Annotated in this window: 10 protein-coding genes; 5 read left to right on the forward strand and 5 right to left on the reverse strand. The window is 65.2% G+C overall.

The genetic code is table 11. From position 1 onward, the window contains the following. Window positions 1-61: 61 nt before the first annotated feature. The 3 genes from BMX07_RS03125 to BMX07_RS03135 form a co-directional block, all read right to left on the reverse strand. A complete protein-coding gene (locus tag BMX07_RS03125) occupies window positions 62-1,165 on the reverse strand; it encodes a S1C family serine protease (RefSeq protein ID WP_394328377.1) in 1,104 nt (367 codons plus the stop codon). Between the two features lie 145 nt (window positions 1,166-1,310). After that, on the reverse strand, window positions 1,311-1,964 hold the full coding sequence (locus tag BMX07_RS03130; protein WP_090613560.1) for a bifunctional 4-hydroxy-2-oxoglutarate aldolase/2-dehydro-3-deoxy-phosphogluconate aldolase: 654 nt from the start codon (window positions 1,962-1,964) through the stop codon (window positions 1,311-1,313). A gap of 154 nt (window positions 1,965-2,118) precedes the next feature. Further along, window positions 2,119-3,177 (reverse strand): TrmB family transcriptional regulator, encoded by a 1,059-nt coding sequence (locus BMX07_RS03135; RefSeq protein WP_090613563.1) that lies wholly within the window; start codon window positions 3,175-3,177, stop codon window positions 2,119-2,121. 169 nt (window positions 3,178-3,346) lie between these two features. On the opposite strand from BMX07_RS03135, the gene BMX07_RS03140 reads away from it, so the two are divergent. Next, window positions 3,347-5,392, forward strand: coding sequence for a DUF7997 domain-containing protein (locus tag BMX07_RS03140; protein ID WP_090614829.1), 2,046 nt, complete (start codon window positions 3,347-3,349; stop codon window positions 5,390-5,392). Between the two features lie 89 nt (window positions 5,393-5,481). Here BMX07_RS03140 and BMX07_RS03145 read toward each other — a convergent pair whose 3' ends face one another. After that, entirely contained in the window at window positions 5,482-6,618 is a 1,137-nt protein-coding gene (locus tag BMX07_RS03145; protein WP_090613565.1) for an ABC transporter ATP-binding protein, read from the reverse strand. Window positions 6,619-6,918: 300 nt separating this feature from the next. On the opposite strand from BMX07_RS03145, the gene BMX07_RS03150 reads away from it, so the two are divergent. The 3 genes from BMX07_RS03150 to BMX07_RS03160 are packed head-to-tail and all read left to right on the forward strand — an operon-like array spanning window position 6,919 to window position 10,051. Beyond that, entirely contained in the window at window positions 6,919-8,115 is a 1,197-nt protein-coding gene (locus tag BMX07_RS03150; RefSeq protein ID WP_090613568.1) for an extracellular solute-binding protein, read from the forward strand. A 24-nt stretch (window positions 8,116-8,139) separates the two neighbouring features. Then, entirely contained in the window at window positions 8,140-9,156 is a 1,017-nt protein-coding gene (locus BMX07_RS03155; protein ID WP_090613571.1) for a carbohydrate ABC transporter permease, read from the forward strand. 4 nt (window positions 9,157-9,160) lie between these two features. After that, on the forward strand, window positions 9,161-10,051 hold the full coding sequence (locus tag BMX07_RS03160; protein ID WP_090613572.1) for a sugar ABC transporter permease: 891 nt from the start codon (window positions 9,161-9,163) through the stop codon (window positions 10,049-10,051). Window positions 10,052-10,112: 61 nt separating this feature from the next. On the opposite strand, the gene BMX07_RS03165 is transcribed toward BMX07_RS03160, so the two are convergent. Next, a complete protein-coding gene (locus tag BMX07_RS03165) occupies window positions 10,113-12,161 on the reverse strand; it encodes an alpha-amylase family glycosyl hydrolase (protein ID WP_090613575.1) in 2,049 nt (682 codons plus the stop codon). A gap of 184 nt (window positions 12,162-12,345) precedes the next feature. Here BMX07_RS03165 and BMX07_RS03170 point away from each other — a divergent pair, with 184 nt between their 5' ends. Next, window positions 12,346-13,017 carry an HD domain-containing protein gene (locus BMX07_RS03170; protein WP_090613578.1) on the forward strand — a complete coding sequence of 224 codons (672 nt, stop codon included), beginning with the start codon at window positions 12,346-12,348 and terminating at the stop codon, window positions 13,015-13,017. Window positions 13,018-13,028: the final 11 nt, after the last annotated feature.

Consider the following 13,028-nt stretch of genomic DNA (forward strand, 5'->3'; position numbering starts at 1 on the left):
ACTCCTCGCAGATGAGTTTGTGGCCGGGTTCGGTCGTGGCTCGTGGCGGAGTGGATTACGGTTACGGTTCCGTCGACGGCGGTCGCTCGCCCGGACCACCCGGAATCGGAGCCGGCGGCCGTTCCGCGTCCGGCCGCGCCTCGAGCGTCAGTTCGACGGTCTGGGGCTCCCCGTCTCGGACGATCTCGATCTCGATCGTGTCCCCGGGCGACGTCTCGAGCGCGAGGTACGACGAGAGGGCCGGCTGATTCGGAATCGCCTCCCCGTCGATGGCGACGATGACGTCGCCGCCGGTCGGCCGGCCGCGCGTGGACGGCTCGAGGACGCCGTCGGCGGGGCCGTCCGGGACGACCTCCACGACCAGGACGCCGACCGGCTCGTCGAGACCGATTTCGGCGGCGATCTCCGGGCCGACGGGCCGGACGCCGACGCCCATGTAGGCGTGTTCATACGTTCCATCCTCGATGAGCGCGGGGACGACCCGATTCGCGAGGAGTGCGGAGATCGCGAAGCCGATCGTCTGCCCCGCCCCGGCGAAGACGACGCCGAGGACGTCGCCCTCGAGACCGACCAGCGGACCGCCGCTGTTCCCGGGATTGATCGGCGCATCGGTCTGGATCGCGGCCGGGATCGAGAAGCCCGTGGGACTGGGCAGCGATCGGTCGGTCCCGCTGACGATCCCGTGAGAGACAGACGCGTCGAGGCCGAGCGGATTGCCGATCGCGAGCACCGTTTGCCCGATCGCGGGCTCGGATTCCGAGAGCGAGAGGCCGTCGGCGACGTCGGGCATGTCTTCGACGCTCAGGACGGCGAGGTCGCTGTAGACATCGGTGCCGACGATGGACGCGGTTCGCCACTCCTCGTTGCTGAACTGGATCTCGATCCCGCCCTCGCTCGCGCCTTGGACGACGTGGTTGTTGGTCACGATGTGCTGGTCGTCGATCACGAACCCGGAGCCGAGTCCGCCACCGGGGCCGCCGCCCGCCCCGGAAACGCTGACGAGGACGACGGAATCGATGGTATTGCGATAGGTCTCCGTGTACGGGCTCTCGCCGTCGTCGGCTTGCCCGCTCGGGTTCGCGTCGCCCGAGTCGGCGGTTTCGTTCTGTGCAGCGCCGACTCCGGTCCCGGCGACGCCCAGCACTGTGACGGCACCGGTTCGCAGGAGCCGCCTGCGCGTACAGTGGTCTGAATCTGGAGTCACGCTCCATTGTCACCCCGACGAGCGGTATAAAACGATTACCAGCATCGACAACCGATCGTACTGCGGCCGACCGCGGGAGACGGTCGCGCCGAGAGCGCCGCCTCGATTACTCGCTCCGCGCCGCCTCGACGGCCTCGACGAACGACGCGGCGGTCTCTCGAACCCGGTCCATGTCGCCGTCGGCGACGGCCGCGTCGTCCACGATGGCACCGCCGGCACCGACGGCCACCGCGCCCGCGTCGAAGAAGTCGGCGACGTTGTCGCGGGAGACGCCGCCCGTCGGAACGATGTCGACGTCGCCGAGCGGCCCCGCGAGCGCACCGATGTGTCCCGGACCGACCGTCGAGGCGGGGAACATTTTGAGGAGGTCCGCGCCGGCTTCCATCGCCGTCACGGCCTCAGTCGGCGTCATGACGCCGGGCGCGACGAGGACGCCGTGGCGGTTGCAGGTCCGCACTACGTCCGCGTCGGTGTGCGGCGAGACGACGAACGACGCGCCCGCGTCGATCGCGGACTGAGCGGTCGAGGCGTCGAGAACCGTCCCCGCGCCGACGACCGCGTCGGTGTCGGCGAGTTCCCGATCGACGGCCGCGATCTGTTCGGCCGCGCGCGTGCCGTCGGCCGTGATCTCGAGCGCGTCGACGCCGGCGTCGTGCATCGCGCGGGCGACCGGAACGATCCGCTCCTCGTCGATCCCGCGGAGGACCGCGATGACCCCGCTCTCGACGAGTCGCTCTCTGACCTCGCGTTTCCCGGTCATCCGTGGAGCCCTCCTGCGGTGGCCGTCGCTCGATACTGGCGCGCGATCCGTCCGGTTCCGACGAGACGTTTCATCACAGCCTACCGTGTGCGCTACGACTTCAATAAATTTACTCACAGGCGAAAAAGGAATCCGGCACGGCGCAGCGGGGAACTCAGTCCTCGAGCGGGCGAATGGTGACCGACTCCGCCTCGTAGTCCTCGAGGAACGCGCCGGTGCCGCCGATAGTGTACCGGTCACCGTCGACCTCGATCTCGAACGCATTCTCGATCGGGAGCGTCGAAGTGACCGGTCGGACGAGGCTCTGTCGGACGTCGACGACCTCGCCGGTGAGCGACGACGGGAGGTCTCGCTCGCCGACCGGCGAGCCGGTGACCGCCGCCTCGATGCGCGTGTCCGTCGCACGGTGGAGCGCGATCTCGAAGACGGCGCTCCGGAACTGCTCGTAGGTGCGGGGAAGTTCGCTCGGCGTCGTGACGTACCGCTCCTCCGCGGTCGGCCAGTAGTTCGCCAGGAACGAACCGGCCAGGACGGGGGTGAGTTGCTCCTGTGAGATCGCGATCGCCCGGGTGTCGCTCGCGGACGTGGTCAGTATCTGACTCGGTGCGAGTAGCCCGTGACGACCGTCGACCGTCAACATCGTCGGAACGAGCGCGTCCCAGGTGCGGACCGTGCTGGCCGTTCCGGCCAGCGACGCGATGTCCTGATCGCCCTCGGTCGCGCCGAGCAGGAGGAGGACGAGCACGCCCCGATCGACCGTCGCCTCGAGCGTCGATCGGATTCGCGGGAGTATCTCCGCGGGCAGGGAGAGCGTGACTTCCGTCTCTGCGTCGGCCAGCAGGCTTTCGATCCGTTTGAGCACGGTCTGACGGGACTTGATCACCTCGAACTGTTCGCCGGAGCGTTCGCTCGTCGTGTACCGCGATCGCAGCGCCGGTTCGATATCCTCGACGCTCTGCGTGAGACGCTCGATGACCGTCTCGGGATCGACCGGCCGGATCACCGTCGGCACCGCGTAGTCGTCGACCTCGACGAACCCGCGCTCCTCGAGTTCCTCGCTGATGCTGTAGACGTAGCGCTTGGACACGTCGGCGGCGTCGGCGATGGCGCTCGCTTTCGACTCACCGCGTTCCAGAATCGCGAGATACGTGTCAATCTCCTTCTCAGAGAGGCCAAAGCGCTCGAGCAGTTCGGCGAGCTCGTCGTTATCCATGAGTATTCCGTACGTCACAGATCGAGCGGTCGATGTAAAATATGCTCGGTCCGCCGCCCCGAACCGGCGGACGACCGGGATGGCAGACGGCGGCGGGGGGTGTCGTCTCGAAAAGTGGGAATACATATTTCAACAAAGTTTATTGCTCCGGGAGAGAATGCAGAAAACGATGGAACTACACGCTGCCCTCAACGACTTCAAGCGTTCGCAGGGGGACCCGCGGCGGTTTCCCGGCGAACGCAGATCGACGGCGGGACGCTTCTCCGGACTCGACGATCGGCTCGTTCACGTCGCCCCCGACGGCTCGATCGGGGACTATTCCTATCCGCTCTCCGGACTGGACGGCATCGAACGGTCCCGATTCGGGATCGACGTCGACGGCGACGCTCGGTGGTTCGACGACGAGGACGCCGAGCAGCGCTACGTCGGAGACACCGCCGTCGTCGAGACGACGCACACGGTCGGCGAAGCCACGTGCGTGCAGTACGACGTCACGATCGGCCGCCTCCACCTGACTCACGTCGCGTTCGAGGGGGAACCGGCGTTCGCCGACGACGTCTCGCTTCTGGCCTGCGTCGGGTTCGCCCCGGAGGGACGGGCCGGCCGGGTGGGGCAACTCTGGCACGGCGATACCGTCGAAGTACACCACGACGCGGAGCACGATTTCCTCGCGGCCTCGACCGAGATGGCCGTCACCGGACAGGTTCCCGAACGGTTCGCGGAACTGCTCGCGGCGGAGCCGACCGACTTTCCACGATCGCCCACCGACGACCGCTACGAGGAGGCGCGTCTCAGCCCGATCGTGCTGGCCGAAATCGAACTCACCGGATCGTCCCCGAGCGCGACAGTTGCGACGCTGCTTTCGGACGGCGACGACCGAACGGCCGCGCTCGAGCGCGTCCGAGGCGACGTGGCCGCCCACGCCGACCACGAGGCGGTACTCGAAGCGGGTCGCGAACAGGCCCGCGACCGACTCCCCGATACTGAACCCGACGTCCCGGATGGGGTCGCCGACCTCAGGGCGCTCGCGCTGTTGCGCGCGCCGACGGGCGCGCGGATGGCCGGTCCCGAGTTCGACCCGTTCTACCGGTACTCCGGCGGCTACGGCTACACCTGGTTCCGCGACGACGCCGAGATCTCTCGGTTCCTGCTCGAGACGGATCGACGGCTGGGGCTCGGACTCGAGGAGTGGCACGCGAAGAGCACCCGGTTCTACGTCGAGACGCAGCTGGCCGACGGGACCTGGCCGCACCGCGTGTGGCCGCACAACGGTGCGCTCGCCCCGGGCTGGGCACACGGGCGGGTCGAATCCGGCGAGTCCGACGAGTACCAGGCCGACCAGACCGCGAGTGTCGCGGCGTTTCTCGCGACGTATCTCCGCCGCGTCGATCCGGACGACGAGCAGGTACGCGAGGCGCTCGCGGCCGCCCTCGACGGACTCGACGACTCCCTCGCAGCCGACGGGCTTCCCGAACGCGTTCAGAACGCCTGGGAGAACATGACCGGGCGGTTCGCGCACACGGCGGCGACGTTCCTCGAAGCCTACGCGGCGATCGCCCGCGCGCCGGTCGACGACGCGCTCGCGACGCGGGCTCGAGAGGGCGCACGCGCCGTCTACGATGGTCTCGACGGCCTCTGGGTGCCCGAACGCGGGTGCTACGCCATGCGTGTCGACGACGGTGACGTCGACGATCGGCTCGACGGGAGCACGCTCGCGCTGGCCGCGGCCCACCGGGCGTACGACGCGCTCGAGCGCGTCGACGACGCGCGGCTCGACCGACTCACCTCGCACGTCGAGACCACGATCGACGGGCTCTATCGCGATCCGGACGGGCCGGTCGAGGGGCTCGCCCGCTTCGAGGACGACCCCTGGCGCGTCCAGGAGCAGGACGCCGCGAAGATCTGGACGGTGACGACCGCGTGGGGGGCACACGCCGCCATCGCCCTCAGCGACCTCCTGGCCGCGCGAGGGCGCGAGGAGGCCGAGACGTTCGAGGAGCGCGGTCGCACCCTGCTGGCGCTCGTCGGCCCCGGCGGCCCGCTCCGTCGGTCCGGCGGCTACCTCCCCGAGCAGGTGTTCGACGACGGGACGGCCGACAGCGCGACGCCGCTGGGCTGGCCTCACGCCATCCGACTCGCGACGGCGAGCGCTCTCGAGGAACCCGTTTCGTCCGCGCTCGCGGGAGCCGAAGAGAGCGCCGTACCGCGCGACTGAACGCCGAATCCGCGGCGCTTCTCGGCGATCGCGACGCACCGACGAGAGCGATCGAAAAACGAGGAGGGTGGCCGGTGTCCGTGACCGATTCAGGAAGTGACTGTCGGCGCCTCGCGCTCGCGGGTGAGAACGTTACGACCGGTTTCGGAATCGAACAGGTGGACGTCCGACTCGTCGAACGTGAGCGTCACCCGATCGCCCGGCTCGAGGTCGACGTCCGAATCGACGCGCGCGATGAACGCCTCGCTCAGATCGAGGTGAAGGAAGTTGTCGGAGCCGACGGGTTCGACGACGTCGATGGTCGCCGTGATGGAGTTGGCCGCGCCCGCGTCGGCGACGGAGACGTTCTCCGGCCGGACACCGAGCGTGTATCGGCTCGAGTCGAGGGCGTTCTCGTGGCGGCCGGCGTACGCCGCCGAGAGCGTGAACTCGAACCCGCCGTCGGAGCCGGTCAAGTGGAGTCGATCGCCGTCCGGTTCCACGGCGACGTCGACGAAGTTCATCGACGGCGAGCCGACGAAGCCGCCGACGAACTCGTTGACCGGATTCTCGTAGACCTCGGTCGGGGCCCCCTGTTGCTGGAGTTCGCCGCCGTCGAGGATGACGATTCGGTCGCCCATCGTCATGGCTTCGTGCTGGTCGTGCGTGACGTAGACGGCGGTGATTCCGAGCTCGTTTTGCAGCCGCTGGATCTCGGCGCGCATGCTCGTTCGGAGCTTCGCGTCGAGGTTGCTGAGCGGTTCGTCGAACAGGAAGAGGTCGGGCTCCCTGACGATCGCACGCCCGAGGGCGACACGCTGTTTCTGGCCCCCGGAGAGCTCGTCCGGTTTGTCCTCGAGCAGGCCTTCGATGTCCATCATCTCGGCCGTCTCGACGACCCGCTGTTCGCGCTCGTCCTCGCTCATATCGGTGCTCATCCGGAGCCCGAACGCCATGTTCTCGAAGACGGTCTTGTGCGGATACAGCGCGTAGTTCTGGAACACCATCGCGACGTTCCGGTTTTTCGCGTGAACGTCCGTGACGTCCTCGTCGCCGATCCGAATCTGCCCGGAGGTAGGTTGCTCGAGTCCGGATAGCATCCGAAGCGTCGTCGTCTTCCCACAACCCGATGGGCCGACGACGGTCACGAACTCGCCGTCCTCGATCTCGAGAGAGAGATCGTTGACGGCGACGATCGACCCGGCGTCGTATTCTTTCCGCAGTGCGTCGACTGTGACCCGTGCCATGTCACCACAACTATCGGGACACGGTAAAACCCTTTCCAAAATCTACTATCTTTGAAGTAATATCTCACCCAATATTGAAGGAACTGGCCCGGTAGTTCATGATAGATGTTGACAATCATCGTATCTTTCCACCCCACAGCCGGGATTTCGTAGAATGCTCTCGGAGAACTGGCACATAACCGCGTATATCGCCGGCTGAGGCGGCAAAACCATGTTAGACCGAGCTCGAATCGTCATCAACGACGATCCCAAACCATTAAATACGTGAAGACATTATTCATCATCGATTGCAGCATGCCAATGAAACGCAGACCCGTGCTGAAGGGAATCGGTGGGGCACTGGCGATGACATCGCTCGCAGGGTGTATGAGTTATTTCAGTGGTGGGGACAGTTCGCCGCTGTGGCACCAGTTTACCGACTCGGAAGAGGAGACGTTCGAGAGTCACCTCGAGACGTTCAACGACGAGACCGACCACGACATCGATGCGGCCAGCATCTCCAATCTCCAGGATCAGTTAAAGACGACCCTTCCGGCGGGGGACGGACCGATGAGTTTCACCTGGGCACACGACTGGATCGGAACCCAGCACGAGAACGGAAACCTCTACGACGCGTCGGACGAGTTCGATGTCGACCTCGGTGAGACGTATACGGAGGCGGCGGCCCAGGCGGTTCAATGGGACGGCAACGTCTACGGACTCCCCTACGCTGCAGAAACCGTGGGCCTGATGTACAACAAGGAGATGGTCGAGGAGCCGCCGGAGACGGTCTCCGAGATGGTCTCGATAATGGAACAGTACGACGGGGACGGGGAGTACGGCCTCGGATACCAGGGCGACGCCTACCACCTCAGCGCCTACTTACAGGGGTTCGGCGGCATTATCTACGACGAGGACGCCGACGAACTCGGCGTCGACAGCGACGCACTCGTCGAGGGGCTCACGTTCATCCGAGACAACTTATACGAGCACAGCCCGAACGACATCCAGGAAGACGCGAACATCTCGGTGTTCGAGAACGGCAACGCGCCGTTCGTCGTCACCGGTCCGTGGAACCTCGGCGGGTTCCGGGATGCCGGTATCGACGTCGGCGTCGCCCCGCTTCCCACGCCCGAGGGCGGCGAGCCGACGCCGTACACGGGCGTTCAGATGTGGTACCTCACGTCGCGTCTCGAGGACGCGGACGACGACGTCCACGACGCAGTGCTCAACTGGGCCAAGTGGTACACCACGACCGAAGATGTCGTCACGACCAACGCGCAGGATCACGCGATGATTCCCGTCCTCGACTCGGTCGTCGGGAGCGACGAACTCGGCTCGGACGTCGACGCGTTCAGTCAGAACGTTGATATGGGGATGCCGATGCCGGCCAGTAAGAAGATGGACGCCGTCTGGGAACCGCTCGAGTCCGCGATCGACATGGTCCTCAGTTCCGGCGGCGATCCGCAGGAAGAACTGGAGAGCGCCGCGGAGAAGATCCGAGATTCCTGGGAGTAATCCGATTCATTCACTCTTCGCAACATGTCCATAGAAACATCCGACGGCCTAACGGATCGAGTCCGCAACAGCGTCCCGTCCGACGTGAAAGATCTCGGACTGGCGCTGGTCCTCCCGGGACTCGGGCTATTTTTGCTGTTCATGCTGTTCCCGATCCTGTTTCTCGTCTACCTCTCGATAACCGACGTGGGTTCGGCGGGGGACGTGCTCGGCGGCGGCGCATCGATAGTCGGGCTCGAGAACTACGCGCAGCTGCTGACCGATATGGAGTTCTGGAACTCCATCGGGGTCACCTGGCTCTACGTCGGTCTCAGTCTCGCGTTGAAGATCGTGCTCACGCTGTGGATAGCGACTGTGCTCACGCACAAGCGGGTCGCGGGCAAACGATACATGCGAGCGCTCGTCATCGTCCCGATGGGATTCCCGCCGATCTTCACGATTACCATCTGGCGAAACATGTTCAGTCCGGCCAAGTTCGGGCCGTTCAACAGGTTGCTGTCGGTGTACAACGGCCTCGTCACGTCGCTCGTCGAGATCGTCGACACGATCGTGTTCTTCGTTAGTATCAACGCTCCCGAGCTACTGCTCGCCGACGTGCCGGTGAACTGGATGGGCGACCGATGGGCCGCGTTCTCCGCGTACGTCGTCACCGAGGCGTGGCTCGCGTATCCGTTTATGGTGATCATCACTATCAGCGCGCTACAGGACGTTCCGATAGAGCTCCACGACGCGGCGAAAGTCGACGGCGCGGGCTATCTGGCACGGTTCCGTCACGTGACACTTCCCGCGATCAGGGGCCCACTGGTGTTCGCATCCATCCTCACCGCCGCCACGTCGTTCCAGAACTTCCTGATCCCGTGGGTGTTCAACGAAGGCGGTCCGGGCCGAAGCAACGAACTGCTCCTGGTCTACGGCTACCGTGAAGCTCGCGTGTTCAACGATTACGCGATGTCGTCGGCGATCATGGTGATCGCGGTCGGATTCATCGGGCTGTTCATGATACTCGCCGTCAAGAAAACCAGCCTCGCGGACGGGGTGTAACTACATGGGTAAAATATCAAACACGATTGCGGACCTCGAAGCGGGTCGACGAACACCGAAAGACGTCGCCACGTCGGTCCTCACGACCGGCGTCGCCGTCGGGTTCCTCCTCGTCTTGCTGTTCCCGGTCTACTGGATCGTCGCCGCCTCGCTATCCAAAGGGACGACGCTGTCGTCTCCCGGCGGCCTGTTCGGCGATCCGTTCGCGTACACGCTGGACTCGTTCGTCTGGGTCCTCGAAAACGAGGACTTCCGACGGGGTCTCCTGAACAGTCTGATCGTCGTCTCCGTGACGGTCATCGTCACGCTCGCGTTCTCGATTCCCGGTGCCTACGCGCTCTCGCGGCGCGAATTCCTGGGGCGACGGAAAATCCTCTACGGCTACATCCTGTTCACGCAGATGGGTGCGGGCCTCTCGATCGCGGTACTCATCGCACTCTATGCGCTGTTCTCGAACGTCGGACTCGCCAACAACCTCCTCGTTCTCGGCGTCTTCTACGGTGCCGGTGCGATCCCGTTCAACACGTGGTTGTTGAAGACGTTCATGGACAACATCCCGGTTTCGTACGAGGAGGCGGCGCTGATCGACGGTGCCAGCCAGTGGCAGGTCATTCGAGAGGTCATCCTGCCGCTCTCGAAGCCCGGGATCGCCGCCGTGCTGGTGTTCGCGTGGACCGCCGGCTGGAACGAGTTCATCGTGGCGCAGACGCTGATCTACGATCCCGAACTCTACCCGCTGTCGGTGGAGCTGTACGGGCTCGTCGGCGATCGGGACACCAACTGGAGCCAGTTCGCCGCGTTCGCGCTCCTGTTTGCCCTCCCGGTCGCGCTCATCTACTTCCTCGCACAGAAACAGGTCGAGAGCGGCCTCTCCTTCGGCGGTATGGAAGGCTGAACGACGAGCGACCACGCTCCGTTCGACTTTCCGCGGTTCGAGTCCGCTCGAGTCCGTGCGGTTACGATTCGTCTCCCTCGAGGACGACGACCGAATCGACGGCGAACGCACCGTCGGACGCGAGCACGTCGGCGCCGGTCAGGAGATCGGTTCCGTCGACGGACTCGTCCAGGTCGACCATCGCCGTCCCCTCGCCGAAGTGGAGCACCACGACGACGCGGCGGCCGCTCGCCGGGTCCGCGCGAGCGAACGCGACTGCGGCGTCGGTGTCCGCGTCGGACGCGACGCGTTCGAGGTCGGCGTCGGCTCGCAGCGCAGGGTGGGATTTCCGCAGGTCGATCAGCCGTCGGTAGTACTCGAGCAGGTCCTCGTCGAACGCGCCCCAGTTCATCGGGTCGCGCCGTCCGGTCACGCCGGTTTCCTGACCGTAGTAGAGCATCGGCGACCCGGGGAGGGTAAACGTCGCAGCCCCCGCGGCCAGTTGTGCGTCGCGACCGTACTCGGTGAGATAGCGGTCGGTGTCGTGGTTTTCGACGTACAGCAGCCACTCGGAATCCGGATGGGCACCGCGACGCCGCCGGTCGTCGACCGCCGCGAGGATCGCGTCGGCGGTCGACGTGTCCAGCCCGGCCGCGGAGTCGGTGAACTCGTCGGCGACCGCGTCCGCCCCGTCGTCAGCCGCCCCCGCCTCGTCGGCGGACTCGTCCGTCACGCCGCCCGTGACCGATTCGCCCAGGCCCTCGAGTGCGTCGTGGAGGACGTCGTCGTGGTGGGTGTGGAACCGGCCGCCACCCATCTCGACGTCGGAGGGGAGCGTCTCGTCCAGCAGGAAGAACTCGCCGTCCGCGTCGGTCACCCGGTCGGACACTTCCGTCCAGAAGCTCAGCGGGACACCCCACGCGACGTCGGCCCGAAAGCCGTCGACGCGCTCGGCCCAGTAGTCGACGACACCGAGCAGGTACTCCCGCACCGCGGGGTTGCCGAAGTGCAGATTCGGAATGTCCTCCCAGCCAAAGTACGTGTCCGGGTCGCGCGCGTCGACGTCCGCCCAGCGATACCAGTCGCGGTACCGCTCGTGATCGGGGTGGGTCTCGTCGACGGCTGCCTCGTAGAAGGGGTGGGCGTCCGACGTGTGGTTGATCACGAGGTCGAAGACGACCCTGATGTCCCGCTCGTGGCAGGCGTCGACCAGCGCCTCGAGGTCGGCCATCGTCCCGAGATCCGGGTCGACGCTGAAGTAGTCGGTCGTGTTGTAGCCGTGGGGGCCGCCGAACTCCATCGGCGTTCCGAACCCGCTCTCGGCCTCGAGAAACGGCGTCAACCAGAGGACGTCGATCCCGAGGCGCTCGAGGTGATCGAGTCGATCCGCGATCGTCTCGAACGTGGGCTCGTCCTGATCCGGGAACCGGCGCGTGAAAATCTCGTAGACGACCGAGTCGACGGCCCACTCGGGCGGTTCGAACGGATGGGTGACGCAGACAGTCGGGTGGTCCATCTGGTCCGTACCGGGAACCAACTCGACTGCGTCCGGCACGGAATGTCGTTCGTCCACGGCGACCGCGTAAACGCGAGTCGGTTCGTCGATCGCGTCGACCGGAATCGTGCCGTCGGCCTCGAGCAGGTCCTCGTTCCGGTCGTCGACGTAGAGTTCGACGTCGGGGTCGCCGTCGCCGACGACGCTCGCTGTCGTCGAAAGCTGAACCCGGCCCTCGACGACCGTCGCGTCGAGTTCGACCCGCGGTCGCGGCGCGTCCTCGTCCGCCTCGGGGAACGCACGAACCGTCAGTTCGTGCGTTCCGTCGGGAGCGTCGAGCGCGAGCGTGTACTCGCCCGGCACGTCCGGTTCGAACTCGGCGACCGGCCCGTCGGTCGGTTCGGCGGTCGAACCGTCGGGTGACTCGAGAATTCGCCAGGCGTACGCGGCATCGCCGTCCGGGTTCCACGGCGCGAGGTCGTCGCGCGTCTCCATTTCGTTCCCGTTCGGGTCGACGATTCCCTCGCCGACGGTGACGAAGCGCGGGGGGCCGGGATGGTGCGAGCCGTCGCCACTCTCGAACGAAGCCTCGGGTTCGGTTTCACCGCCGTCCATCCGCATTCGTCGCCAGTCCATAGGGTCTCTTCCAGTATCGGACGTAAATTTGTGGTGAAATAGTACATTGCAGTTTCGAGTTCAGTTGGCTTTTCGTGTACTGGCCAGTAACGCCGCCCGAACACACTGGAACCTCCCGCTGCTTCGCCGAAATTAAGCGGAGTAATCGTGATATTGTTTATCGACGAGGGGGTTCCGGTAGATAATGACCACACAATATCTCGACGTGTGCGACGCGCTCCCCGGAGAACACCCTCGCCCCCAGATGTTTCGGGAGATCGAGCAGAACATGGAGGACTGGATAGGCGCAGACTCGTCAGGCCACGACCTCGATCACGCGAGACGCGTATTCAACATCGGCGTTCGGTTGGCCAATCAGAAGAACGCCGATATCGATATCGTCGGGGCTGCGGCTCTCACCCACGATATCCATAGATCCATGGGTGAAGACGGCGAGTACACCCATCCCAGAGAGTCGTTATCAGCGGTTCGATCCGTACTCGAGGCAACTTCGTTCCCGGACGAGAAGCGGTCGTCGGTACTCCACTGCGTCGAGGTTCACGAGGAGTACGAGTTCAACGGAGACGACAATCCGGCAGAAACGATAGAGGCCCGTCTCGTGCAGGACGCGGACAACCTCGATGCCATTGGGGCGGTTGGGATCGCGAGGAACTTCGCGTTCACTGGCGTGATCGGTAACCGGCTTTGGGCTCCGGATACCGAGGAGAACTCTGGACTCGGTCACGTTAGCGAGAAGCTATTTCACCTCAAAGATGAGTTGAACACCGACGAAGCCAGGGAGATCGCTGAGGGACGCCACCAGTTCCTGGTGGAATTCAGCGAACGCCTCAAAAAGGAGTGGATAGGGAAGCTGTGAAAGCGTCGCTC

It is taken from the genome of Natrinema salaciae (assembly GCF_900110865.1).
Taxonomy (GTDB): Archaea; Halobacteriota; Halobacteria; order Halobacteriales; family Natrialbaceae; genus Natrinema; species Natrinema salaciae.

Bases quoted from the DNA above. Each gene is read 5' to 3' on its own strand.
- BMX07_RS03130 (WP_090613560.1), bottom strand. From the start codon at position 1,964: ATGACCGGGAAACGCGAGGTCAGAGAGCGACTCGTCGAGAGCGGGGTC.
- BMX07_RS03135 (WP_090613563.1), bottom strand. From the start codon at position 3,177: ATGGATAACGACGAGCTCGCCGAACTGCTCGAGCGCTTTGGCCTCTCT.
- BMX07_RS03140 (WP_090614829.1), top strand. From the start codon at position 3,347: ATGGAACTACACGCTGCCCTCAACGACTTCAAGCGTTCGCAGGGGGAC.
- BMX07_RS03145 (WP_090613565.1), bottom strand. From the start codon at position 6,618: ATGGCACGGGTCACAGTCGACGCACTGCGGAAAGAATACGACGCCGGG.
- BMX07_RS03150 (WP_090613568.1), top strand. From the start codon at position 6,919: ATGAAACGCAGACCCGTGCTGAAGGGAATCGGTGGGGCACTGGCGATG.
- BMX07_RS03155 (WP_090613571.1), top strand. From the start codon at position 8,140: ATGTCCATAGAAACATCCGACGGCCTAACGGATCGAGTCCGCAACAGC.
- BMX07_RS03160 (WP_090613572.1), top strand. From the start codon at position 9,161: ATGGGTAAAATATCAAACACGATTGCGGACCTCGAAGCGGGTCGACGA.
- BMX07_RS03165 (WP_090613575.1), bottom strand. From the start codon at position 12,161: ATGGACTGGCGACGAATGCGGATGGACGGCGGTGAAACCGAACCCGAG.
- BMX07_RS03170 (WP_090613578.1), top strand. From the start codon at position 12,346: ATGACCACACAATATCTCGACGTGTGCGACGCGCTCCCCGGAGAACAC.